This is a genomic window from Maricaulis sp., assembly GCF_048270265.1.
In the GTDB taxonomy this organism is placed as follows: domain Bacteria; phylum Pseudomonadota; class Alphaproteobacteria; order Caulobacterales; family Maricaulaceae; genus Maricaulis.
Genome location: NZ_JBLWTD010000007.1, coordinates 71,731 through 94,736, shown reverse-complemented (window position 1 = coordinate 94,736; position 23,006 = coordinate 71,731). Strand labels below are relative to the sequence as shown.

Below are 23,006 nucleotides of genomic sequence, written 5' to 3'. Positions count from 1 at the left end.
GATCGCTATACACCGTCACGCCGGTCACCAGAATGATGATGAAGGCGTCATTGCGCGGGATACGGCGCAGCACGAGCAGGCTCTGCCAGGCAAAAGTGCCGATCACGACCATGAACATCACCCCGACCAGGGCGGCGAGCGGGATCTGCTCGATCAGGCCCGAACCGAACAGGATGAAGCCGAGCAGGAACAGCGCCGCGACAATGCCCGACAGGCGCAGGCGGCCACCGGATTTCACATTGATCATCGACTGGCCGATCATCGCACAACCGCCCATGCCACCAAAGAAGCCGGTGACGATATTGGCCGCGCCCTGGGCGACACATTCCTGGGACGCCCCGCCGCGCTTGCCGGTGATCTCGCCCACCAGGTTGAGCGTGAGCAGGCTTTCGATCAGGCCGATTGCCGCGAGAATGGCGGCATAGGGCAGAATGATTTCCAGCGTCTCGAAATTGAACGGGACAAGCGGCAGGTGGAAGGTCGGCAGGCCACCGGCGATCGAGGCCAGATCGCCGACGCGCGGCACGGGAATATTGAAGCCGACAACCAGGGCGGCCACGACGCCGATCGCCACCAGCGGCGCCGGTACGGATTTCGACACTTTCGGCCAGAAGTGGATGATCGCCATGGTCAGGGCCACCAGTGCGAGCGTTATCGCCAGCGGCAGGCCTGTCATCCAGACATGCTCGCCGCTCTCGTTGACGACCTTGAACTGGTCCAGCTGGGCGAGAAAGATCACGATCGCCAGACCGTTGACGAAGCCGAGCATCACCGGATGCGGCACCATACGAATGAATTTGCCCAGCCGCAGCACACCGGCAGTGACCTGGATAATCCCCATCAGCACCACGGTCGCGAACAGATATTCAATCCCGTGTGTCGCCACCAGATGGACCATCACGACGGCCAGGGCGCCCGTGGCACCGGAAATCATGCCCGGCCGGCCACCGAAGACTGCGGTGATCAGGCCGACGATGAAGGCGGCATAAAGGCCGGCCAGCGGCGGAACACCGGCGACGAAGGCGAAGGCCACCGCCTCGGGCACCAGCGCCAGCGCGACTGTCAGGCCGGCCAGAACCTCGATTCTGATTCGCGTCGGGCTCAGCTCCGGTCCGTCACCGCGATTGAGAACAGTTGCGGAGACGCGTTCCGCGAACACGGCGAGAGGGGATTTGTTCATCTGAAAGGTCCATTCAATTTCGGCGCACCAGCGGGCGCAGGCCAGACGCGGCTTCTATGCTGCAACGCAACAGAAGGCCAGCAGGAATTCCGCCTTACGTCGCGCGTCAAGGCTTTGCTAACCACGCTTCTCAACGGAATATTGTGTTCAATGGGCTAGCTTGGCCACTTCGAATAAGGGGTTCGGCCTTGGATTACTCAAGCTCACCACGTCAACCGCAGAGCGGCCCGGCCAACGACATGACCAATTTCATGCGTCCGGCCATGATCGACGCTGCGGCTCTCACGCGGGCCCAGATGCGCGCCCGGGCCCGGGCGCCGCAACACCGCGTCAATCGCAAGGCCCTCGGTCATCTGATGCAGACGATCGACATCCTCTGCATCGCCATTCTCAGCGCTGCAGGCGCCTTTGCCGTCTCCGGCGGTGCCGTCACCCAGGTCCCGACCGGCGAGCTATTGCCTCTGGCAGCCTATGCGACCCTGACGCCTGCCCTGTTGCTCCTGTTCAAACTCTACAAGATCGATCCGCGCGGGATCGTCGTCTATCGCGTGCTGACGGCCTTCATCGCCGTCGGCCTGAGCGGCGCCGCCGTGCTGGCCCTGGCCCATGTGACCGCGCCGCACACCACCGACCTGCTCGCCGGCTTCACGATCACAGCCACCGCGGCCATGACGCTGCTGCACATCATCTATGCCGGATTCATCGAGCATTGGGCCAAGGCCGGGCGGCTGGCGCGCAATGTCGTGCTCGTCGGTGCAACCGCAAATGCGCGCAAGCTGATCGCCGCCAACAAGGGCTCGGGCACCGTCAATGTCGTGGGCATTTTCGATGATCGCAAGGCACGCAGCCCCTCGCAACTGGCCGGCACCCCCTATCTTGGCGACACCGATGACCTGTTCAACTGGGGAACCCTGCCCGAGGTCGATCGCATCGTTCTGACCGTGACCCAGAAGGCCGAGGACCGGGTTCGCGTGCTGCTGACCAAGCTGCGCGCCCTGCCGCAGCCGGTCTGCCTGCTGCTCGATCTGGATCATTTCGATCCCGACACCACCAGTCTGGAAGACGTGGTCGGCGTCCAGGCCGCACGCATGAGCGGTGTCGAGGAACGCGTCGGTCATCTGATCGCCAAGCGGCTGCAGGACCTGGTGTTCGGCTCGATCATGTTCGTCGCCCTCTTGCCGGTCATGCTGGTCATCGGGCTCGCCGTCCGGCTGGGAAGCCCCGGCCCGGCCATCTTCCGCCAGCAGCGCGAAGGCTTCAACGGGCGCATGATCACCGTCTACAAATTCCGTTCGATGCGTCACGCGCCCGAGCGCGACACCCGGGCGGTGCGTCAGGTCGAGTTCGACGATCCGCGGGTCACGCGTCTGGGCGGCTTCCTGCGCCGCACCAGCCTCGATGAATTGCCGCAATTGTGGAATGTGCTCAGTGGCGAGATGTCGCTGGTCGGTCCGCGCCCGCACGCACCGGGCATGCGCACCGGTGGCACGGAAACCTCTAAACTGGTGGCCGAATACGCCCACCGTCACCGCGTCAAACCCGGCATTACCGGCTGGGCCCAGATCAATGGTTCGCGCGGGCCACTGCACTCACCGGAAGCCGCCCGCGAGCGCATCCGCTGGGATGTCGATTATATCGCGCGCGCCAACTTCTGGTTTGATTTCATGATTATGCTGCGCACCTTGCCAGCCCTGCTCGGCGACAAGATCAATATCCGCTAGCAAGCAGGGGCGTCAAAAGCCGGTACCGGATATGCGGCAGGACAATCACCGCCGCGCATCCTCGCCACCTCTTTTCGGGCAGCCGTCGCTCTAGCGACGCAGCAGCGATTGCGGCCGGACGCGGCTACGCCGCCACAAATCCTGCAGCGTCACGACAAGCGGGGCATCGCTGACGGGGGTGACAGCGTCGGGATCGGCGCCATAAACCGGGTTGAAGGTGTTTTCCCGGTCCTCATAGCCGCGCCAGCCACTATCCCAGCGGAACATCGCCCAGCCGGCACCGGCACGTTCAAGCGACTCGACCCGGCGGCGCATATAGCGCGCCGCATTGGGTGCCCAGCGGGCAACGCCAAACTCACCCATCATCCAGCGCTCGGCATCGGGCGGCATGAATTCCGCCTCGCCGCGCCCAAGCCCCACATTCGCGCCGCGCCCCTGATGCGTATAGGCGCGCGGACTATAGTCGTGCAGCGCCAGCACAAGGCCGGGGGCACTATTGAGGTCGAGCAGGCCGGCAAAACTGTGGTGCCCGTAACCATCCGGATTCACCAGGATCGGCGTTTCGGTGTCATGCTCGCGAATAACGGCAGCGAGGCGGCGCGCCAGGGCGGGCCAGTCAGCGGGCGTGCCCGCGACATGGTCAACCAGCAGAGCCGGATCCCACTGATCGAGATCACCGCCATCGGGACCGGGGGCGGCCTGGTTGGCGTTCGGTTCGACCATCAGCAGATAGCCGGCGATATTGGCGCGATCGCGAAAGCGGGTCGCCGTGCGGCGCCACATCATGTCCCAGCCGTCCTGGGCCTCGGTCGAGCGCCAGACGTCATCATTGATCATCGAGGCAGGAAACCAGGAACCGGCGCCGCCGCGATGGAAGGTGAATTCACTGCGCCCGGGCCCGGTGCGAAAACCGATCACGACATACAGACCGGCCAGCTCGCAACGCCGCACCATGTCGTTGAGATGATCCTCGACGCGTGGGTCAGGTTCGTAGGGCGCCCATTCGGCCACAGTGCCAGGATGGGACAGGACCACCAGATTGGCACCGCTCGCCGCCAGTGCGCGCAGGGACTCGTCGGTTACGGGCACCCCCACCGGACCGGGGCCGAGAAACTCCGGGCCATCGAGCTCGAGAAAGACACGCCGCTGCGCCAGCACGGCGCCGCGCAGATGCGGGCCGGTGGCATTGTTCCACAGCTCCAGCCGGCTGGTTTCGGCCCGCGCGCAGCCGGGCAGGCCCAGCGAGGCGAGGCCGGCGGCAGCGAGTACGGAACGGCGGTCGGGCCCGGTCATAGCGCGTAAAATCCGCTGAGACGGTCGATCTTGCGCATCAGCTTGCCCGGCCAGTGCCGCGCCGGTCCGATCGGCGCCGTTTCGGCAGCCCGTGTCAGCGCCTGGCCGGCATTGCGCGTCGTGCTCAGCAAGGAGGGATTGGCGATGCAGCCGCGCGCGAGGCCGACCTGATAGCTCGACAGATCGCGCTTGAACTGGAAATCGCCCGGTCCAAGCTCGAGCGCCAGATGCCCCTTGCTCGCTGCCATGCGGGCCGCCTCGGTGAGCAGCAGCACGCCCGCGCTCAAGCGGGCATAGTCGGCGTGATAGGCGGGGAACCAGTAGTGTGACAGCCGGTCACTCTCCATACCGATATGGACCGAGACAAGCCGGTCGCCGACATAGAGCGAGGACGAGCTGCCGGAGAAGAATTCACCCTTGCGGCTCAGCACCGCCTTGAGGAGCTTGCGCGTCCACTCGACGGAAAACACGTTGAAGACTTCGGTGGCGGCATATTGCTGGCTCTTCCACTCGACCATGCGCTCGAACACTTCCGGGCTGGGGTCCTCCATCACATAGCGATGGCCCTCCTCCAGCTCGCCAAGCTTGCGCCGGCGGCCGCGCAATGTCCGCATCGCCTTGGAATCGACCTGGCCCCGCCGCGTCTCCCAGGCCTCGTATCCTTCAGACAGATCCAGCATCCAGGACGCGACAATCTCGTCTGCATTCTCCCGGAAAGGCTGCTGGCTCGACAGGCCGGCATGGAAGGCAAACAGTGGCAGGCCTGCCTGGCGCAGCACGGCCTGCAGGTCAAAGGGTGTCCCCGGTTCGGCGATCACGCCCTGGACATCACCCATCGGGCCCGCCAGCGGCCGCGCATAGCCGAGCTTGCCGGTGTGCAGCGGCAGAAATCCGGTGATCTGTCCGCGCTGGCGTACAACCAGCACACGCGTGTCATCACGGGCCTCTTCGCAACATTCGGCGAATTCGCGTGCAAAGTACGGACTGGCCAGCGCCGCATCGGCGGCGACAAAGGCCCGCCAGGCCTCTTTTTCGGCCGCGTTCAGTTCACTGGGTCGTTTTGATCCAACATCCATAGGCTTGATTCCAGTTACATTTCCGGCCCGGATGGGCCGCCCCCGCCCTTTGCATAACGCACCAGCCCTTATCGCAGGGTGAACGTCTGCGCGCCTAACGACAATCCCCTTACACGCGGCACTCATCTTGCAGGCTTCCCCCTACAGGCGAGCGGAGCGTTTCATGCTTGGACGGCATCTTCTGGGATATCTTCCCGTACAACTGACACAAGCCATTGTCGGCTTCGGCGGCGTCGCGATTTTCACGCGCCTGCTCTCGGCCGATGATTACGGCCAGTACGCGCTGGCGCTGGCTGCATTGTCCTTGTTCCATATGGCAACCTTCACCTGGCTTGAAGCCGCCATTGCCCGTTTCCATGCACGGGCCGAAGCGCGCCGCCGGCTCGGCGACCACCTCGCGACGGCCTATGGCCTCTATCTTCTGATGGCACTCGCCGGCGCCGTTCTGATCGTCGCCGCGCTGACTTTCCTGCCCTTCGATGCGCGGCTGAAAACCGCCCTGGTCTTCGCAGCCATCTCGCTGCTGTTGCGTGCCCTGCTGCAGATCGGTCTCGTCACCCATCGCGCCGCCGGTGAAATCGGCCGCTATTCAGCCCTTGAGGCCGGATCGCTGATGCTCGGCTTCATCATCGGCGTCGGCATCATCTTTACCACCGATCTCGGCGCCGCCGGCATTTTCATGGGCATGGCGATCGCCGCCGCCGTCGCCCTGGTCGTTGACCTGCCACTGATGCTGCGCCGCGCCGCCAAGGGCCGCCGCCAGCTGGTGCGCGCCCAGGCCTATGCCAAATTCGGTGCGCCGGTCTCCGCCTCGCTGGTATTCGAGCAATTGCTCTCCGTCGGCGACCGCTTCCTGATCGCGGCCTTTCTCGGCCAGGGTGCCGTGGGCATGTATGCGGCCGGCTATGGCCTCGCCGACCGGCTGCTCGACATCATCTTCATCTGGTTCGGCGCCGCCGTCTGGCCGCTGACCATCAAGGCGCTCGAAAGCGAGGGTGCCGAAGCAGCCCGCGACGTCGCCGGCCGCGCCGCCGGCCTGATGGCGCTGATCGCCTTCCCGGCCGCAGCCGGCCTCGCGCTGGTCGCGGTGCCGCTGACAACCATCATCATCGGCGAAAATCTGCGCGAGCAGGCCGCCATCATCCTGCCCTGGATCGCCCTGTCGGGCCTGATGAAGGGGATGATGACCTATTATTTCCATGAAGCCTTCACGCTCAAGCGCCGGACCGCCAGCATGGCGGCAATCATGGCCGCGGCGGCCCTGCTCAATCTCGGCCTCAACCTGGTGTTCATCCCGATCTTCGGCATTGCCGGCGCCGCAGCCGCGACGGTGATCGCCTATTTCCTTTCCCTCCTCGTCTGCGCCTGGCTGGGCCGCAAATACTTCCCGCTTCCCCTGCCCTGGACCGACTGGCTGAAAGCCGCGGCGGCGACTGCTGTCATGGCCGTGGCGGTGATGCTCCTGCCAGCCATCGAGTCGGCATGGTTGATGCTTCTCGCCCAGGGGATGACAGGCGCCATTGTCTATATCGCCTGCGCCCTCGCCCTGAATGTGGCCGATTGCCGGAGCTGGCTGGCCGAGGCACGCGCAATGATGAAACCGGTGGAGGCCTGAACATGCGAAATCCCGCGACCCCGCAATTTGCCGAACTGGCCAATACAGCCTCGCAGCGCGCCGAGCGCATCACGCTGTCCATCCTCGTGCCCTTCTATCGCGACGATCCGACCGCCCTCGCCGCCGCCCTCAATCCGCTGATCGGCGTGCGCCGCGACATCGAGATCGTGCTGCTCGATGATGGTTGTCCCGATTTGACCCTTAACGACGCCGTCGCGCGCGCCGTTCGTGCCCTGAGCGCGCCGGCGCGACTGCTCAGTGCAGCAGAAAACATCGGCCGCTCGGCCGGGCGCAACCTGCTCGCCAGCCAGGCGCGTGGCCGCTGGCTGCTCTATCTCGACGCCGATATGGACCCGGGCCATGACGCCTTCCTCGCCAATTATCTCGACCGTCTGGAACTGGATGATTTCGATGCGGCCTTCGGCGGCTATGAGACCGATGAACCGGATGACCGCCGCTATCAGCTGCACGCGGTGCTCGCCCGGACCAGTGATCAGAAGGACGCCGCAGCGCGCAGCCTGATCGGGGCGACGGCGTTTTGCTCCAGCAATCTACTTGTCCGCGCCAGCGTCATGCGCGGCGTGCCCTTCGATACCGGTTTTACCGGCTGGGGCTTCGAGGATGTCGACTGGGCCGTTCGCGCCGCGCGCACGCATGAGCTGATCCATTTCGACAATCCCGCGCGCCATGCCGGACTGCAGACCACCGAATCCCTGTTGCAGAAATTCCGCGACGGCGCGGTCAATTACGCGCGCTTGCTCAAGAAACACCCGCATCTGGCCGGCCTGCCCGGAGCCCGGGCTGCGCGCACGCTCGGCGCCATCCCTGGCCAGGGTCTGCTACGCGGACTGTGGGCGACGCTGGCCAACAGCCAGGCGGCTCCCGTGCGGCTGCGTGCTGCCGCACTGAAACTCTGGCGCGCCAGCTGGGCTGCGGAGGCGATCTGATGAATGCTCCCTATAATCCCGGAGGCGGCCTGATCTCCAAGCTCGGACGGCGCTGGGCGCGCATCGCGGCGCGCGCTCCGCTCAGTGTCGATCTCGATCACGCCATCGTCAGCTTCACCTTCGATGATTTCCCGCAATCGGCAGCGACCACCGGCGCGGAGATCCTCGAGGCCCGCGACTGGCGCGGCACCTACTACGCCTCGGCCGGTTTTGCCGGCACCCGCAATCATCACGGCACCATGTTCGTCGCGGAAGATCTGCACCGGCTTGACGTCGCCGGGCATGAGATTGGCTGCCATACCCACACGCATCAGGACGGCTCGCAAATCAGTGCCGGTGAAATGCTGGCCGATATTGATCGCAATCTGAAGGCACTTCGCGACCTGGGTTTTGCAGGCGAGCTCGAGAGCTTTGCCTATCCCTATGGCGAAGTGACCCCCGCAGCGAAACGCCTGCTGGCGACCCGTTTCAGCTCGATGCGCGGTGTGCACGCCGCGATCAATCGCGGCAGCTGTGACCGCTCCCTGCTCAAGTCGGTGCCGATTGATGGCGGCGAGACCGGCATTGCCCGCGCCGTCGATGCCGCCCGGTCGCTAATCCAGCACCCAGGCTGGCTGATCTTCTACATGCATGACGTCCAGGACGAGCCAACCGAATGGGGCTGTACGCCGGCCCAGCTGGAGCGGGTTTGCGCCGCGGTCGAGCAAAGCGGTGCCCGCGTGATGACGGTGAGTGCCGCCATGAAGAAAATCGGAGAAAGCCAATGAATGTCTCGGTCATGATCCCGACCTTCCGCCGGCCCGAAGGCCTGCGTGTGGCGCTCCAGAGCGTGCTGGCCCAGTCGCTGCGTCCAGATGAAATCATCATTGTCGACAATTCGCCTGAAGCGTCCGCGCGCTGCATCGCCGCCAATGCCAGCGCAGTCGCGCGCTGTCCGGTCGTCTATGTGCATGAACCACGGCCCGGGGTCGCCAATGCCCGCAATGCGGGTTTTGCTGCCGCCAAGGGGCGCTATATCGCCTTCCTCGACGATGATGAGGTCGCCTGCGTCGACTGGCTGTCCGCCCTGATGGAAACCGCGCAGACGCTGGATGCCCAGTTGGTATTCGGCCCCCTGCGCGCCGAGGTCGATCAGGCCGACAGCCTGCGCGGCCAGCTGGCGACACGCCTGTATTCGCGGCCGGGCCCCGCCAGCGACACCATGCTGGACGAACCCTATGGCACCGGCAACTCCCTGCTCGACCGCGACAGCTTCGAGCTGCCGGACCAGCCCTTCGATACCGCGCTCAACCAGACCGGCGGCGAAGACGATGCCTTCTTCGACCTGCTGGCGCAGCAAGGGGTCCGCTATGGCTGGTCAGCCCGGGCCCGGGCTGTCGAAGTGGTCGGCGATGCCCGCAATGACTGGGCGCACCTGCTCTCGCGCAGCTTTGCCTTCGGCCAGGGCGCGACACAGAATTGCGCCCGCGGTGAGACCACCAACCATGCCGGTATCGCCTTCTGGATGGCCGTGGGCCTGGCCCAGATGCTGATCTTCGCCCCCCTGGCGGTGCTGGCCCTCCCCCTGCGGCGCGCGCTGGCGGTCAAGGCGCTCGACAAGGCCGTTCAGGGCGGCGGCAAACTGTTCTGGTTTGAGGGGATGGAGCCGAAACTCTACGGTGAGAGCAGCGAAGCCGCCTTGCCGGATCCCGACAGCGTCGCGGCCGGCTAGGCCTGGCTGCGCTTGTCGCGGCGCTCGGCCAGCTTGGCCGAAGTGGCCACGAACAGGACCCATCCAAGCGAATTCTGGTGCACGAGATTGCTCTCGCTGATGCTGACCAGCAGCACCATGGAAACAAAGGCCAGCGCCCAATAGGTCTCCGGTCCGCGGAAGATCCGGCCGACCGCTCGCAGGAAGGCGTGGAGATAGACCATCGCCGTCAGCACCACGCCGGGGAAACCGATCGCCAGTGCGATCTCGATCCAGCCATTGTGCGCCGTCGGCACATCCCAGTGGGTCGCCTGACGGACCCAGAAGACCGGCCCGTTTTCCGCTGTCCAGAACGCCATATAGCCATAGCCCGTCCAGGGCACGGTACGGATTTCCTCGATCAGCACGCCCCAGATATCGGTCCGCCCGGTCAGTGTCGCGTCGCGACCGAGCGCCTGCAGCGCCTCGACCGGGGCGATCAGCATGATCGTCGCAATGGTGATGCCGCCCGTCAGTCCGAGAAAGAACATCAGCGAAGCGAAACCGAAGCCGCGGCGGCACAATGCGATCCCGATCACGATCCCGGTTCCGAGCAGGCAGGACAGCAGGGCTGTCTTCGAGGTCGAGAGCAGGACGAGCGCGATACACATTGCCGCGCAGCCCATCCAGAACAACCAGTGCTTCGGGTCGACCCGGCTGGCGGCATAGCCGCTGACCGCGCCCCAGGCCATCACGGCGCCAAGCGTATTCTTCTCCCAGAACACACCCTTCCACGCCCCGACATGGACGGCGTGGTCAATCCCCATGGACGGCACGGCAATCGCCATCGCGGCACTGGCCAGACCCAGCAGGACGAAGGTGGAAGCAATGAGCAGGATCATCTCGCGCCAGCTCCAGCGAGAGGCCATCCACAGCCCGAAACAGGAACACATCGCCAGCGCGAAGGCCCGCCGGATCGTCGTGTCCGGTGCGACCGACCACGTGACCGAGACAGCCATCAGGCCGATCAGCATGAGCAGGGGCAGATTGCTGCCGAGCGTGCGCAGCGCCGCGCCGGGCCTTGCCAGCATCAGCAACACGGCCACGGCATAGACCGGCAGCCACATCAGGCGCAGCACGACCGAGGTCTCGTCGCTGCCCGAGGGCGCGAAGATCGGCCCGATCAGGGCCTGGGAAAACAGGAAGAGTGCCAGCACGGTGAAGCCGGCTTCGACAAAGCGCACAGAGCGCAGACCTGGCGCCTGCCGCAACACGCTCAGAAAGAGCGGCTCGCGGGCGGCGATCGGACTCATGCCGCGCTCTGGATTCGGTCCGTCCGGTTGAGGATCAGACCGGCCACCACTCCGCCGCGGGCCTCGATCGCCGCACGGCGGGCCTGCAGGCCGGCACCGTTGGGATCGCGGGCATCTGCGACCAGTATCACCCCGTCGAGATCGGCGGCCAGGCTGAGTGGGGCAACGGAATTGCTGGGCGCATCGATGATCGCCAGGTCGATCGCCTCGCGAACGGCCGACCAATATTCCGGGGCAGCACGCAGTCCGACGCTCTCGACGGCGCCAGGCTCGCTTTGCAACTCGCTGACGAAGAGATTGGGCACCACGGACTGGCGCGCCACGATCCGTGCGCGGCCACGACCGGTCTTGAGAGCCCAGAAGGGTTCGCGCCCCAGGGCCGCATCAAAGGCCGGACCCTGCACGCGCGCGGCACGCGATTGAGCATTGCCGGAAAAGTCGAGATCATAGAGCCAGACACCGCGCTGCGAGCGCAGCGCCGCCAGCCGGGCCAGTTCGCGGGCCACGGTCGAGGCGCCGGCGCCGGGACGCGATCCCATCACCATCAGGGCCCGCCCCTGCCCGCCGGGCCGGGCGATCGGTTCAAGCTGATCGATCAGCTGGGACAATTCGGCTGTCAAATTCATCATCGGGTTCGCACGCAGCGTGAGACGACTCACAGTGCGTGGAGAGTGCGGCCAACAGAGTTAACGCCGCGCTTACGCTGTGCGGTCGGCAACACGTGCGAGGATCGGAATGTCGGGCGGCAGATCATTGGCGGGCTGCCATGCGGCCGCTGCCGCGGCAGGCGCCGGTGCGGCCACAGGTGCACGCGGAGTTTCAGGTGCCGTTCTCGTGGCCGGAACGCCGCCGGCAGCAATGTAGACACGCCAGTAGCCGCGCATCAGCCCGGTGAAGAGTGCGATGCCGCCAGCCATCACGAAGGACGCGATCAGGCCCAGTTTCTTCATGGACCTGGCCTGGAGGGGCGGCATGGCCCGGTCGATCAGGCGCACAGCATCGGCACCACCAAGCGTCGAGGAGCGGCGCGCTGACGCGGTCGCTTCCTGTCCGGCGACGACAGCCGCCGCAGCCTCGGCCGCGATCACGTTCTGCTGCAGGCGGGTGAATTCCGGCTCCAGCTGACGCAGGCGCGCCGCCTCGTCACGATTGACGCGCAATTGTTGTTCCAGCGCTGCCAGCATCGAGGTTTCGGCGCGGGCATTGGCCTCACGGGTCGCCAGATCGGTCTCCAGCGCCTGCCGGACCGGGTTGGGGCCGGTGCGGCTCTGACCGCGGCCATCGGACGTGCCGCTGGCCAGGAAGGTTTCGATCGCCTCGATCTCACGGTCAAGCGCGACCACGGCCGGCGCTCCGGGCTGATACCGTGACAGGAGGCGCGCCCGTTCCGACTGGCGGTCGAGCAGAACGGCATCAATACCGTTCTCGACATAGAGTTCGATACTTTCGGGCACGCTGCGCAGGCGCTCGCGGATCGCGGCAGCACCGGCCAGCGCGGAATCGAGATTGGCGCTCGATGTGTTGACCCGGTCCGTCAGATTGCCAACGAGGGCGTCGGTGGTCTGTTGTTCGATTTCGAAATTCGACAGGTCATGGCGCAGCAGGAAGGCATCCCTTGCCGCCTGCGCAGCCTCGACGGCGGAATTGGCCTGGGCACGCCGCACGGAGAGGCCCTGCACCCCGGTCTCGATCAGGATTTCCTCACGATAGGCGAGATAGGAATCGATGATCGCGTTCAGCACCAGGGCGGCGCGCTCGGCCGACCCCGTGGTGTAGCTGGCGTTGATCGCAGTCGAATTCGGTTCACGCGACAGGGAGAAGGAATTTCCCATGGTCTTCAGCGCTGCGGTCTCGGCGTCGCCCGCGACAGCTTCGCCAAGCACCGCTTCCGGGCCGATATCGGCCAGGGCGCGGCGCAATACCGTGGCGGAGCTGAGCAACTGGCTTTCCGACTGCATGACCTGGGCGAGCGTGAAGGCATCGCCCGATCCGGCTGTCGCCGGGGTCGGGTTGTCGTCCTGCAGGATCATCAGGCTGGAGTGCGCTTCATAACTCGGCTTGAGCATGGTCAGCGACAGGGACACGCCGATCGCGAAAATCACGGCGAAGACCAGGGCGATGAAACCCTTCTCCGACCATGCCAGGGCTATGACATCGAACAGGTCGAGATCGCCCCTTGTACCGGAGCCAAGCCCGGTTACCCGGCCCTCCGGCGAGCCGGCGTTATCATGATCGCGAGTCATGACTCCATAAGGGGCTCGCTGCGCTTAATTTTTTCTTATCCAAACGGGTCTGAAATCAGCGGATCAACGAATCCGAGGGATTATTATGCGTGCAACCAGTCTGGGCCTGTGCCTTGCGGCTTCCATCGGGCTCGCTGCCTGCGCCAGTTCCGGCCCGGCGCCCGGCCCCGTGGCGGAAGAATGGGGCGGCCAGCATTTTCTTGCCTGGCAGGATACTGATCCGGAATACCGGTTCTTTCCCGGCGACAGCGTCGATGTGACGGTGCATTCGGCACCGGAATTGTCGACCACGGCGGAGATCGGGCCCGATGGGCGGATCAACCTGCCCCTGCTGGCCAATGTGATGGTCGCCAACAAGACCGATTACGAGATCGCCAACGCCATCGCCGACGCCTATGCGCGCAATGTGCTGGTCTCGCCCATCGTCGAGGTGCGCCGTGCGACGCTCGGGCCACAGAATATCATCGTCGGAGGTGAGGTGAACTCGCCGGGCCTGATCGCCCTGCCCAGCCCGATCGGGGCTCTCGAAGCGGTGATGCTGGCCGGTGGTTTCCGCGACACGGCCTCGCGCCAGGTCGCCATTCTGCGCCGGGCACCCGGTGGCGGACTGATGATCCGCACCGTCAATCTTCGTGACGCGCTGCGCGGCCGCGACGGGGCGGATGCGCTGCAGCTGCGCCGCAATGACATCGTCTTCGTGCCGCGCACTACCGTGGCCGAGATCAATGTCTTCATCGAGCAGTATGTGAATTCGATCCTGCCGCTCGACCAGGCCATGTCCTACGCCATCGCGAACGCGATCAATAACAACTGATCAGCCGGGACACGAAGCCGGAACTCAATCATCAAGGCATGCCGTCAATCTGTCGGGATGGTCAGCGGATGGTCTCATCCGCTGACCTTCAGACAGAATGGTGGCCTGCCTAGTGACGCGTCGAGAGCCATTCGCGAGCGGCACGTTGCGCGCTGGCAACTTCCATCGTCGACATCTGATCGGAGATTTCCTGGCGGTAGTACTTCGCCGGCTCGGAACCCATCAGGGCCGCGAGATTGAACCATTTGTGGGCTTCGACATAGTCGATTTCGCCACCCTGGCCGGTCGAGTACAGAATGCCCAGCTTGCACAGGTCTTCGCCTGTTGGATCGCTGGTAACGGCTTCATGCACTTGCGCAGTTTCAACGTCGGTAAACGCCATGATCATTCCCCTGTAACACCGGCGGATGCGGTCCTTATGAACCTGTCATCCGCGCCACCATCCTGTCCGAATGCCTTTCGAACGAGACCGATCCTGCGCAAAGAGAATTGCTTTAAGGTTAAGGGATTTCAGGAAAAATAGGCCATAAGCCTTTAAATCGGTTAGGTTTTCCTACCAAGGAATAAACGCGAGAGCCAAGCGTCCAGTGCTGCCATGCGACTCGCCCGCCTCACATCAGGGGCACTGGCCACCCTAAGCAGGGTCAAAAACACGACAATCGCCGCCGAAAGCAGGCCGGCCCAGGCCAGATTGACCGATCGGGCCGTTGGTTGCGGCGCGGATTCCCCGGAATCGAGCAGGTGATACACCCCCTCGCCCAGTGCCAGATGCAGGGCCAGGAGACGGTCACCGGCCGTGTTCGAGATGCGCACCAGATAGTCGGCTTGGTTAAGCTGACCGATCGAGGAGACGACGCGGATCGCGGTCATGACCGAGGATGCGCGCCGGATGCGGGCGAGATCATCAAGCAGACGCGACAGCGCCGCGGCCTCGGCTCCCGTCCGGCGTTCCAGCTGTCCCGCCAGCGCGCCCGCCGCCTGGGTCGGAGCCGAGAAGGCAAAGTCGGGCCGAAGGCCGGAGCGCTCAAGGGCCGACGAGACCTCAGCCGGCGTCAGTATGGCTGTCACCCAGTCCTGCAATTGCGCCTCAAGCTCCGGCTGCAGCCGGCCCGCCTCGCGTGCGGCCTGCAGCACCTGGGCACCATCATGGACCGCGCTCTCCGGCAGGTTGAGGTCGACGACACCGGCTTCAAGCGCGGCGAGTGCATAGCGCACCGGATCGAAGGCCTGCGGCGGGATGATGCCCGTCTCACACCCCTCGATCAGCGCATCAAGGGCGCAGGCTTGCATATAGAGCTGCCGGACGCCGCCATAGAGGCGCGTATCGCCGCCAGGCGCCGCCACAAGGCCTGGCACCATGGTCAGCTCGAACTGGCCGCTCTGACGGCCGCTGAAAAAGGCGTTGGCACTGTGTTCGGCGATCGACCAGTGAAATTGTGCCGCGGCCTGCCGCGTCATCACCGCCTCCGGGGCCAGCACCAGCTGCGGCGGATCGAGACGCCGGGCCGGCGCGCTCTCGATCAGTTCGCGATAGCCGCGCGCCAGCCGGTCCCGGCGCACCCAGGGCGGGCCGGCTGTCAGGCGGGCATCAAGCGCTGCGGCACCGTCCGGGCCGGCGAGATATTCCAGGGCAAGGCGCTCCCGTCCGATCAGCTCCGGGCCGATCGTGGCCCAGGCACGAAAGCGGTCGAGATCGGCCCGCCGCCGCGCATCGCCATCGAGCGCCTCATTCATGCGCGCAACCCAATAGGCGCGCGGGTCTTCCCCGGCTGGTACGGAGGCAGCCAGGCTGGACTGTATGCGCGCCTCCAGTCCGGGCTCGGTCCGGGTGATGGCGCGGATGCCGCCGCTCTCGATCACCACGTGGGCACCGAACCAGAGGGAGACCGCCAGCGAGGCGATCAGCCAGACCGGCCGGAAGCCCTTGAACAGGGCGCGCCAGATCAGCCAGGGCACGAGGCCGGCCGGCGAGGCTTCCCAGGGCGAGCAGGTTTCGGCCCGGCAGGCCTCGGTCGCAGCCAGACGCGCGGCTTCGGCCCGGGTCAGGCCCGAGCGTCGCGGTGTGTCGATATCCGGTGCGCCCGAATGCGCTGCGCCACTGGCGTCAGCCATGGACCTGCCCCCTTGCTGTCCCGCCCCAGAATTGGATTTCCGGCGCTCAGACGCAAGCCCTTACGCGTGCAAGGCGAGCTGGCGCAGCGCGCAAGCCTCAGACGCGGGCTTTCTGACCGAACAAGAGGTCGCGGGCCTTCTTGCCCTCCTCGCTGTCCTCATCGAGACCGCGGCGCATATCGGTCGCCAGCGCCCGGCCTGTCTTCACGGCCGGGCGGGCGCCTACGCGCTCGTGCCAGGCGGAGAGTTTCGGGAAGTCGGCGAGATTCTGTCCCTGCCCTTCCGGCAGGATCCAGGGCCAGATCGCCATATCGGCGATGGAGTATTCGCCGGCGATATAGTCGCGCCCGTCCGAGAGAGCGCGCTCGAGCACGCCGTAGAGACGGTTGACCTCATTGGTATAGCGCGTCTTGCCGTATTCCAGCTTGCTCTCATCGGGCTCGATCGCCTTGGCATAGGTGCGGAAATGATGCGCCTGTCCGGCCATCGGGCCAAGACCACCCATCTGCCAGAACAGCCATTGCTCGACCTCGACGCGGGCGCGTTCGTCGGTGGGGTAGAACTGACCCGACTTGCGACCGAGATATTGCAGGATGGCAGCGCTCTCGAAAACGGAGATCGGCTCGCCGCCCGGGCCATCGGGATCGATGATGGCGGGCATGCGGTTATTCGGGCTGATCTTGAGGAAGGCCGGTTCGAACTGTTCACCGGCCCCGATATTCACCGGCTTGAGCACATAGGGCAGGCCCATTTCCTCAAGCGCGATTGAGACTTTCCAGCCATTCGGGGTTGGCCAGTAATAGAGTTCGATCGGGGCGGACATGGAGCGTCTCCGGTTTGTGTGTCGCAGGCAATTCCTGTCCAGCGAAGATGGGGCGCCGCCTGCGGCATTCAAGCGCGGCTGTGATCACGGAGATGTCATCTACCTTGGGTGACTTGGCAGGCAGGCGCCAAAGCCTTATCCCCGTGCCACATCCAGATGAGGTCCAAGCCCCATGTCAGCCAGCGATACCCTTTCCCGCTTCACGCCCGTCTCCATGGCCCGCCAGGCCAGCGATCCGCAAGGCTTCGCCGCCGAGCTGGGGCGGAGCTTCCGCGAATTCGGCTTCGCCGCGATCTCCGATCACGGTCTCGACCCGACGCGGATTGATCGCGCCTACGCCAAGGCGGCGGAATTCTTCGCCCTGCCCGAGGCGGTGAAGCAGACCTATTTCGTCCCCGGTGGCGGCGGTGCGCGCGGCTATACGCCCTTCGGCAAGGAAATCGCCAAGGACGCCAAGCATGTCGACCTGAAGGAATTCTGGCATGTCGGCCGCGATCTGCCGCCGGGGCATAAATACCAGGCCGATATGGCACCCAATCTGGTTCCGGCGGAAATCGAGGGCTGGAAGGAGACCGTGCACGGTCTCTACGAGGATTTTGACGCGCTCGGCCGGCGCGTGCTGAGCGCCATCGCGCTTGATCTCGGGCTTGCGGCCGATTTCTTCGACGACACGGTCAAGGACGGCAATTCGGTGATGCGGCTGCTGCATTACCCACCCGTGGCCGGCGATCCGGGCGGCTCGATCCGGGCCGAGGCCCATGGCGATATCAATACCATCACCCTGCTGCTCGGTGCCGAGGAGCCCGGACTGCAGGTCAAAACTCGGTCCGGCGAATGGATCGATATGAACCCGCCCGCCGGCTGTCTTGTGGTGAATATGGGCGACATGCTGGCGCGCTCGACCAATGATCTTTTGCCCTCGACCCAGCACCGCGTCATCAATCCGGTCGGCGCGCGCACCGGGCATTCACGCTATTCCATGCCCTTCTTCCTGCACTACCGGCCCGACTACATGATCGAGACCCTGGCCGGCTGCGCCACGGCGGAGCATCCCGACAAATATCCCGAGCCGATCCGGGCGAATGATTTCCTCAATCAGCGCCTGCGCGAAATCGGCCTGCTCTAGCGATACCAAACACGGGTCCATCCGCGTCATGCCGCCTTCAGACCATTCGATTGTCAGCGAGATCAAGCATGTAGCGAGCGAGCTGCTGCATCCGGTCGTCGCACACCAGGACGAAAATCCGTGGCCGCGCCGGATGATTCACGCCTGCAATGCCGCCTATCTGATCTCGGACCGCAAGCTGGCCTCCGGTCAGCCCATGCTGCGGAAGGCCGGGCTGAAAAAGGGGACACGCCCCCTGGTCTTCGTCAGCGGCGTGCACGATGTGCATGCCGGCTTTGTCTGCCGCACCGATGATGGCGGGCTGCTGGTGACCTTTCGCGGCACGCTGCCGCCGGAGGACATGATCTTCTGGCGCTGGGCCGCCGACTGGCTGCACGATGCCCAGACGGTGCCGATGCCGTGGAGAGTGGGCGATCGCGACTATGGCCAGGTCGCGAGCGCCTTTGGCACAGCCGTCTCCAGCCTGGCGCAGGATCTGCTTGAAACCCTGGAGACCCTCGAAGCCGGCTCGGCGAGCGCGATCCGCATCACCGGCCATTCCAAGGGCGGTGCCATGGCGGCACTCGGCGCGACGCTGATCAAGGCGCACTACCCCGATCGCCGGATCGAGGTCTGCAGTTTCGCCGCGCCGATGACGGCCGACCAGGACTTCATTGATCACTATGAGCAGGACGGACTTCTCGCCCACACCTCACGCTTCCAGAACGCTCTCGATCCCGTACCCTACCTGCCCGGCGGACCGCAGATCCGCGAATGGCTGGAGGGCGACAAGCGGCTTGAGGAAGTGAAGAAGCTGATGCTGGTCGAGGATGCCCTCAAGGCCCTGCCCGCCTGGCCCTATCGCCAGTTCGGGCGCCTGCATTTCCTGCACGAGGAAGATGGCCGCATCCAGGATGATGACGATGCCGAACGCACCGCCTGGGACGTGATCATCGATGCCATCGTCAAGATGCGCTTTCGCGAGATGATCGACGCCCATAGCGGCGTCCAGCGCTATCTCACCGCGCTGAGCCCGGATGAGGACAAGGGCGCCGCCGGGTGAGCGGGCGCGTGTGCGCTCAGGCCAGCCCGCCCACACTCTCCTGCGCCAACCAGAGCGGCAGATTGTCGAGCACGGCGTTCCAGCCTTCGCGATAGCCAGTTTCCATGCCCGAACCATTGAGCGCGGCCATCTGCACGGTCACGACCAGCTTGCAGCCGGCCCCGTCACCGAGGAACTCCGCCGTCACCAGCGCCGCCGAGACCGGTTCGCCCTCGCAGGACAGGGTTTCGGAGTAGAGAATGCGCTGGTCAGCGACAATGTCGTGATAGGTCAGGTGCGCGCTGAACACCGCACCGTCCGGCTCGATATAACGCACCTGGTCGACGCCGCAGACGCGGAAATCATCGGCGTCATACGCCACCTCGACACCCGGCACCGGCGCGTTCCAGGCGGCGCGGGCCTTGGGGTCGGCCCAGGCGCGATAGACGGCCGCAACCGGGGCAGCGAGCGTGCGGGTCAGGGTGAATGTCTCGTGCAGTGCTGTGCTGTCGTTCATGGCGGTTCTCCCTTCAGCCGGCGAAGCGCCGGGCGGGTCTGTTGAAAAATGATCAGGCGTCAGAGCGGCCACCAGTCCGTATGTGGGCCGGACGCTGCCACCCTCAGGGCGTATCCCCGTCCTTGCGGGTCGTTTCGAGATAATCCTCCAGCCGGTCGAGCCGTCCTTCCCACTGCGCCCGCTGGCGGGCGATCCAGTCCTGGGCGCGCTGCAGCTGCAAGGGCTCGATCTGGCAGGTCCGTACCCGCCCCTGCTTGGTGGAGCGGATCAGCCCGCCATCCTCAAGCACACGCAAATGCTGCATCAGGGACGGCATTGCCATTTCAAAGGGTTTGGCCAGTTCGGAGACCGAGGCCGGCCCCTGGATCAGGCGGGCGATGACAGCCCGGCGGGTCGGGTCGGCCAGGGCGCGGAATGTGTTGTCGAGATCGTTTGAATAGTTAGGCATGTGGCTATGTAATTTGCCGCAAGCCCCGGCGTCAAGCAAAACTTATAGAAAAGCCTAAGTATTAGGAAGCACGCCGCCGACCGGATATGCCGGCAGGCCGCGCCTCGCTAGTCGGGCGAAGCGATGCGGGCCCCGGTCCGGCTGCGCGGCAATTCCTTCACATGGACATCGAGCTGCGGGAACGGGAATTCGATGCCGTGGGTGTGGAAGGCCTTCCACAGCGCGACATTGACGGCGCTGCGGACATTGGAGAGCCCGTTCTCCGGATCGGTGATCCAGAAGCGCAGATCGAAATCGACAGAGCTGGCGCCATAGGCCATCAGATTGCAGACCGGCGTCTTGTCAGCCACCACACGCTCGACGCTCTGGGCCGCCTCGATGGCGACACGCTGCACCCGTTCGATATCCTCGGTGGCATAGCTGACGCCGAACGGGGCGTGCACGCGAACGGCGCGGTCAGATTTCGACCAGTTGATGACGCCCTCGACGATGAAGCGCTCATTGGGGATCAGCATTTCCGTGCCGTCACGGGTGCGGATCGAGACATAGCGCGACTGCATCTCCGTAACCCAGCCGAAGGTGCCGTCGATCTCGAGGGCATCACCCGGCTTGATCGACTTGTCGGCCAGCAGGGTGAAACCGGCTGCGAAGTTGGCGACAGTCTTTTGCAGGCCGAGGCCGACACCGATACCGACCGCACCGGAGAAGATGGCCAGGGTGGCGATATTGAAGCCGGTCAGCTGCAGCGCGATCAGCAGGGCCGCCACCGGCAGCACGAAGCCAAGCACCTTGGCGATCAGGGCCCGAAAGGCCGGTGATATCTCCTCGGCCTTTTCCAGCTGCGCATTGACGGCGCGCCCGGCCAGCGAGGCGAGCCAGAACAGGGCGGCGAAATAGATCACCGTGCGCAGGATATCGAACAGGCTGAGATCAACCGGCGCGCCATCGGCCGTTTCGCCCAGCGGGATCGCCAGCGCCTGCAATTGAACGACGACATCATCGAGCAGGCCGAACACGTCGAGCGCGGCAATCGGCCAGATCACGTAGAACGCCACATTCGACCAGAATTTCGAACGGATAATCAGCGTCACGGCGCGGATCACCAGCCAGGCCGACATCAGGCTCATCGCCGCATCGATCAGGCCGTAGGGCCGCTCCAGACTGCCCAGAACGATACGGATGATCGCCAGCACCATCAGCAGGGCCAACGGCGTCGCCAGCGCCAGCGCCGCCGAGAGCAGGCGCCGCGCCAGACCGGTGCGGATACGCGACGCGGTATGATGTTCCACCAGCCGCCGCAAACGCGGCCCGAACATCAGCGCCGGAATAATTGCCGCCGCGATCAGTCCGATCTGCAGCGCGATATCCAGATTGAGCATGGCCTGGAGAAACCAGTGCCAGACGGCCAGCAGATGTTCCTGCAAGACCTCGACCGGCACCAGATCGTCCAAGGCCGAGTCATCCTGTGTCTGAATCATATGCTGTCCCCGAGGCTCACACCCACAGCGATAGCATTATTGCGGGGGCCGGTGCCAGCGCGTTGACGCGCACATCGCGCACCTTCTCCTCATGGGGAGAGGGAATTAACCCAACAGCTTCTTCGCCAGGATCTCGTTGACCGCTTGCGGATTGGCCTTGCCCTGCATCGCCTTCATCACCTGGCCGACGAACCAGCCCATCGTCTTGGGCTTTTCCTTGACCTGGGCGGCCTGGTCGGGATTGTCGGCGATGAGCTGGTCGATCACGGCTTCGATGGCGCCGGTATCGGTGACCTGTTTCATGCCACGCGCCTCGACGATCTCGGCCGGATCGCCGCCCTCATCCCACAGGATCTCGAACACATCCTTGGCGATCTTGCCGGAAATGGTGTCATCGCTGATCAGCGCGATCAGCTTGCCGAGCTGGTCCGCGGAGACCGGGCTCTCGGTGATGGAGAGACCTTCCTTGTTGAGGCGGCCGAACAGCTCGTTATTGACCCAGCTGGAGGCCAGCTTGGCATCGCGGCCCTCGGCGACGGCCTCGAAATAATCGGCGCGGTCCTTGTCGGCGACGAGCACCGAGGCGTCATAATCGGACAGGCCGAGATCGGTCACCAGGCGCTGGCGCTTCTCGTCCGGCAGTTCGGGCAGATTGGCGCGGATCTCGTCGACCCAGGCCTGCTGCAGTTCGAGCGGCAGCAGGTCGGGATCGGGGAAGTAGCGGTAATCATGCGCCTCTTCCTTGGAGCGCATCGAGCGCGTCTCGCCGGTAACGCTGTCGAACAGACGCGTCTGCTGCTGCACCGTGCCGCCATCCTCGATCAGATCGACCTGGCGCTGGGCCTCGAAATCGATCGCCTGGCGGATGAAGCGCAGGGAGTTGACGTTCTTGATCTCGCAGCGCGTGCCGAGATGGCTGAAATCGCCGGTCTCGCGGAATTTCTCATAGCCACCGGGGCGGCAGACCGAGACATTGACGTCGGCGCGCAGCTGGCCCTTTTCCATGTCGCCGCCACAGGTGCCCAGATAGCGCAGGATGGAGCGCAGTTTGGAAACATAGGCCGAGGCCTCTTCGGGCGAGCGGATATGCGGCTTGGAGACGATCTCCATCAGCGCGACGCCGGAACGGTTGAGATCGACATAGGTCGAGTTCGGGTCGAGATCATGGATCGACTTGCCGGCATCCTGTTCCAGGTGCAGGCGTTCAATACCGACCGTGAAGCGCGAGCCATCATCGCGTTCGCATTCCAGCTCGCCCTCACCGACGATGGGGAATTGAAATTGCGAGATCTGATAGCCCTGCGGCAGATCGGGGTAGAAGTAATTCTTGCGGTCGAAGCGCGAGAAGAGATGGATCTCGGCATTGAGGCCCAGCCCGGTCTTCACGGCCTGTTCGACGATGGCGTGATTGATCACCGGCAGCATGCCCGGCATCGCCGCATCAACCAGCGAGACCTGGGTGTTCGGCTCGGCACCGAAGGCGGTCGAGGCGCCGGAAAACAGCTTCGAGTTGGAAACGACCTGGGCATGGACTTCAAGCCCCATCACGACTTCCCACTCGCCGGTGGAACCGGTGATGCGATAGGTGTGTTCACTCATGTCGGTCTCAC

The 23,006-nt window shown here is 64.8% G+C and carries 21 protein-coding genes; 8 read left to right on the top strand and 13 right to left on the bottom strand.

The genetic code is table 11. From position 1 onward, the window contains the following. The coding region (locus tag ACN0YF_RS05835; protein WP_417493670.1) for a SulP family inorganic anion transporter at positions 1-1,180 on the bottom strand (1,180 nt) is incomplete at its 3' end. Between the two features lie 239 nt (positions 1,181-1,419). Here ACN0YF_RS05835 and ACN0YF_RS05830 point away from each other — a divergent pair. Beyond that, a complete protein-coding gene (locus ACN0YF_RS05830; RefSeq protein ID WP_417482060.1) occupies positions 1,420-2,901 on the top strand; it encodes an exopolysaccharide biosynthesis polyprenyl glycosylphosphotransferase in 1,482 nt (493 codons plus the stop codon). Positions 2,902-2,991: 90 nt separating this feature from the next. On the opposite strand, the gene ACN0YF_RS05825 is transcribed toward ACN0YF_RS05830, so the two are convergent. Further along, on the bottom strand, positions 2,992-4,194 hold the full coding sequence (locus ACN0YF_RS05825; protein ID WP_417493669.1) for a glycoside hydrolase family 5 protein: 1,203 nt from the start codon (positions 4,192-4,194) through the stop codon (positions 2,992-2,994). Continuing rightward, positions 4,191-5,270 (bottom strand): GNAT family N-acetyltransferase, encoded by a 1,080-nt coding sequence (locus tag ACN0YF_RS05820; protein ID WP_417482058.1) that lies wholly within the window; start codon positions 5,268-5,270, stop codon positions 4,191-4,193. The genes ACN0YF_RS05825 and ACN0YF_RS05820 overlap by 4 nt, the downstream gene beginning before the upstream one ends. Before the next feature lie 163 nt (positions 5,271-5,433). Here ACN0YF_RS05820 and ACN0YF_RS05815 point away from each other — a divergent pair, with 163 nt between their 5' ends. From ACN0YF_RS05815 to ACN0YF_RS05800, 4 genes are read left to right on the top strand one after another with little or no spacing between them, the layout of a single operon-like run. Next, complete coding sequence (locus ACN0YF_RS05815) at positions 5,434-6,885, top strand: lipopolysaccharide biosynthesis protein (RefSeq protein ID WP_417482057.1); 1,452 nt, start codon at positions 5,434-5,436, stop codon at positions 6,883-6,885. A 2-nt stretch (positions 6,886-6,887) separates the two neighbouring features. Continuing rightward, entirely contained in the window at positions 6,888-7,832 is a 945-nt protein-coding gene (locus tag ACN0YF_RS05810; protein ID WP_417493668.1) for a glycosyltransferase family 2 protein, read from the top strand. Continuing rightward, the gene (locus tag ACN0YF_RS05805; protein WP_417493667.1) at positions 7,832-8,599 is read left to right on the top strand and encodes a polysaccharide deacetylase family protein; all 768 of its coding nucleotides are present in this window, start codon (positions 7,832-7,834) and stop codon (positions 8,597-8,599) included. Before ACN0YF_RS05810 ends, ACN0YF_RS05805 begins: the two co-directional genes overlap by 1 nt. Further along, on the top strand, positions 8,596-9,543 hold the full coding sequence (locus ACN0YF_RS05800) for a glycosyltransferase family 2 protein (RefSeq protein ID WP_417493666.1): 948 nt from the start codon (positions 8,596-8,598) through the stop codon (positions 9,541-9,543). The genes ACN0YF_RS05805 and ACN0YF_RS05800 overlap by 4 nt, the downstream gene beginning before the upstream one ends. On the opposite strand, the gene ACN0YF_RS05795 is transcribed toward ACN0YF_RS05800, so the two are convergent. From ACN0YF_RS05795 to ACN0YF_RS05785, 3 genes are all read right to left on the bottom strand, one after another. Next, positions 9,540-10,814, bottom strand: a complete 1,275-nt coding sequence (locus tag ACN0YF_RS05795; RefSeq protein ID WP_417493665.1) for an O-antigen ligase family protein — start codon at positions 10,812-10,814, stop codon at positions 9,540-9,542. The two genes, ACN0YF_RS05800 and ACN0YF_RS05795, sit on opposite strands and share 4 nt — an antisense overlap. Further along, complete coding sequence (locus ACN0YF_RS05790) at positions 10,811-11,443, bottom strand: hypothetical protein (RefSeq protein ID WP_417482052.1); 633 nt, start codon at positions 11,441-11,443, stop codon at positions 10,811-10,813. The genes ACN0YF_RS05795 and ACN0YF_RS05790 overlap by 4 nt, the downstream gene beginning before the upstream one ends. A gap of 69 nt (positions 11,444-11,512) precedes the next feature. Beyond that, entirely contained in the window at positions 11,513-13,057 is a 1,545-nt protein-coding gene (locus ACN0YF_RS05785) for a GumC family protein (protein ID WP_417482051.1), read from the bottom strand. A gap of 85 nt (positions 13,058-13,142) precedes the next feature. Here ACN0YF_RS05785 and ACN0YF_RS05780 point away from each other — a divergent pair, with 85 nt between their 5' ends. Then, complete coding sequence (locus ACN0YF_RS05780; RefSeq protein ID WP_417493664.1) at positions 13,143-13,871, top strand: polysaccharide biosynthesis/export family protein; 729 nt, start codon at positions 13,143-13,145, stop codon at positions 13,869-13,871. Positions 13,872-13,980: 109 nt separating this feature from the next. Here the strand turns inward: ACN0YF_RS05780 and ACN0YF_RS05775 are convergent, their stop codons facing one another. From ACN0YF_RS05775 to ACN0YF_RS05765, 3 genes are all read right to left on the bottom strand, one after another. Next, the gene (locus tag ACN0YF_RS05775) at positions 13,981-14,253 is read right to left on the bottom strand and encodes a hypothetical protein (RefSeq protein WP_417470411.1); all 273 of its coding nucleotides are present in this window, start codon (positions 14,251-14,253) and stop codon (positions 13,981-13,983) included. 161 nt (positions 14,254-14,414) lie between these two features. Then, on the bottom strand, positions 14,415-15,983 hold the full coding sequence (locus ACN0YF_RS05770; RefSeq protein ID WP_417493663.1) for a hypothetical protein: 1,569 nt from the start codon (positions 15,981-15,983) through the stop codon (positions 14,415-14,417). 97 nt (positions 15,984-16,080) lie between these two features. Further along, on the bottom strand, positions 16,081-16,806 hold the full coding sequence (locus ACN0YF_RS05765) for a glutathione S-transferase family protein (protein WP_417493662.1): 726 nt from the start codon (positions 16,804-16,806) through the stop codon (positions 16,081-16,083). 172 nt (positions 16,807-16,978) lie between these two features. Here ACN0YF_RS05765 and ACN0YF_RS05760 point away from each other — a divergent pair, with 172 nt between their 5' ends. Together ACN0YF_RS05760 and ACN0YF_RS05755 are read left to right on the top strand one after the other, a co-directional pair. Then, positions 16,979-17,932: an isopenicillin N synthase family dioxygenase gene (locus ACN0YF_RS05760; protein ID WP_417493661.1), complete on the top strand. Its 954-nt coding sequence runs from the start codon at positions 16,979-16,981 to the stop codon at positions 17,930-17,932. 28 nt (positions 17,933-17,960) lie between these two features. Then, positions 17,961-18,974 (top strand): lipase family protein, encoded by a 1,014-nt coding sequence (locus tag ACN0YF_RS05755; RefSeq protein ID WP_417493660.1) that lies wholly within the window; start codon positions 17,961-17,963, stop codon positions 18,972-18,974. A gap of 16 nt (positions 18,975-18,990) precedes the next feature. On the opposite strand, the gene ACN0YF_RS05750 is transcribed toward ACN0YF_RS05755, so the two are convergent. The 4 genes from ACN0YF_RS05750 to gatB form a co-directional block, all read right to left on the bottom strand. Further along, positions 18,991-19,470: an SRPBCC family protein gene (locus ACN0YF_RS05750; protein WP_417493659.1), complete on the bottom strand. Its 480-nt coding sequence runs from the start codon at positions 19,468-19,470 to the stop codon at positions 18,991-18,993. Between the two features lie 103 nt (positions 19,471-19,573). Next, the gene (locus tag ACN0YF_RS05745; RefSeq protein ID WP_417493658.1) at positions 19,574-19,918 is read right to left on the bottom strand and encodes an ArsR/SmtB family transcription factor; all 345 of its coding nucleotides are present in this window, start codon (positions 19,916-19,918) and stop codon (positions 19,574-19,576) included. Between the two features lie 107 nt (positions 19,919-20,025). Beyond that, positions 20,026-21,396, bottom strand: coding sequence for a mechanosensitive ion channel family protein (locus tag ACN0YF_RS05740; RefSeq protein WP_417493657.1), 1,371 nt, complete (start codon positions 21,394-21,396; stop codon positions 20,026-20,028). 105 nt (positions 21,397-21,501) lie between these two features. Beyond that, positions 21,502-22,995 (bottom strand): Asp-tRNA(Asn)/Glu-tRNA(Gln) amidotransferase subunit GatB, encoded by a 1,494-nt coding sequence (gene gatB / locus ACN0YF_RS05735; RefSeq protein ID WP_417493656.1) that lies wholly within the window; start codon positions 22,993-22,995, stop codon positions 21,502-21,504. Positions 22,996-23,006 lie beyond the last annotated feature (11 nt).

What these genes read in the sequence shown, in the direction of transcription:
- ACN0YF_RS05750 (WP_417493659.1), bottom strand. Translation starts at nt 19,470, where the DNA reads ATGAACGACAGCACAGCACTGCACGAGACATTCACCCTGACCCGCACG.
- ACN0YF_RS05800 (WP_417493666.1), top strand. Translation starts at nt 8,596, where the DNA reads ATGAATGTCTCGGTCATGATCCCGACCTTCCGCCGGCCCGAAGGCCTG.
- ACN0YF_RS05780 (WP_417493664.1), top strand. Translation starts at nt 13,143, where the DNA reads ATGCGTGCAACCAGTCTGGGCCTGTGCCTTGCGGCTTCCATCGGGCTC.
- ACN0YF_RS05740 (WP_417493657.1), bottom strand. Translation starts at nt 21,396, where the DNA reads ATGATTCAGACACAGGATGACTCGGCCTTGGACGATCTGGTGCCGGTC.
- ACN0YF_RS05830 (WP_417482060.1), top strand. Translation starts at nt 1,420, where the DNA reads ATGACCAATTTCATGCGTCCGGCCATGATCGACGCTGCGGCTCTCACG.
- gatB (WP_417493656.1), bottom strand. Translation starts at nt 22,995, where the DNA reads ATGAGTGAACACACCTATCGCATCACCGGTTCCACCGGCGAGTGGGAA.
- ACN0YF_RS05795 (WP_417493665.1), bottom strand. Translation starts at nt 10,814, where the DNA reads ATGAGTCCGATCGCCGCCCGCGAGCCGCTCTTTCTGAGCGTGTTGCGG.
- ACN0YF_RS05770 (WP_417493663.1), bottom strand. Translation starts at nt 15,983, where the DNA reads ATGGCTGACGCCAGTGGCGCAGCGCATTCGGGCGCACCGGATATCGAC.
- ACN0YF_RS05825 (WP_417493669.1), bottom strand. Translation starts at nt 4,194, where the DNA reads ATGACCGGGCCCGACCGCCGTTCCGTACTCGCTGCCGCCGGCCTCGCC.
- ACN0YF_RS05775 (WP_417470411.1), bottom strand. Translation starts at nt 14,253, where the DNA reads ATGGCGTTTACCGACGTTGAAACTGCGCAAGTGCATGAAGCCGTTACC.
- ACN0YF_RS05785 (WP_417482051.1), bottom strand. Translation starts at nt 13,057, where the DNA reads ATGACTCGCGATCATGATAACGCCGGCTCGCCGGAGGGCCGGGTAACC.
- ACN0YF_RS05820 (WP_417482058.1), bottom strand. Translation starts at nt 5,270, where the DNA reads ATGGATGTTGGATCAAAACGACCCAGTGAACTGAACGCGGCCGAAAAA.
- ACN0YF_RS05805 (WP_417493667.1), top strand. Translation starts at nt 7,832, where the DNA reads ATGAATGCTCCCTATAATCCCGGAGGCGGCCTGATCTCCAAGCTCGGA.
- ACN0YF_RS05815 (WP_417482057.1), top strand. Translation starts at nt 5,434, where the DNA reads ATGCTTGGACGGCATCTTCTGGGATATCTTCCCGTACAACTGACACAA.
- ACN0YF_RS05745 (WP_417493658.1), bottom strand. Translation starts at nt 19,918, where the DNA reads ATGCCTAACTATTCAAACGATCTCGACAACACATTCCGCGCCCTGGCC.
- ACN0YF_RS05765 (WP_417493662.1), bottom strand. Translation starts at nt 16,806, where the DNA reads ATGTCCGCCCCGATCGAACTCTATTACTGGCCAACCCCGAATGGCTGG.
- ACN0YF_RS05810 (WP_417493668.1), top strand. Translation starts at nt 6,888, where the DNA reads ATGCGAAATCCCGCGACCCCGCAATTTGCCGAACTGGCCAATACAGCC.
- ACN0YF_RS05755 (WP_417493660.1), top strand. Translation starts at nt 17,961, where the DNA reads ATGCCGCCTTCAGACCATTCGATTGTCAGCGAGATCAAGCATGTAGCG.
- ACN0YF_RS05760 (WP_417493661.1), top strand. Translation starts at nt 16,979, where the DNA reads ATGTCAGCCAGCGATACCCTTTCCCGCTTCACGCCCGTCTCCATGGCC.
- ACN0YF_RS05790 (WP_417482052.1), bottom strand. Translation starts at nt 11,443, where the DNA reads ATGATGAATTTGACAGCCGAATTGTCCCAGCTGATCGATCAGCTTGAA.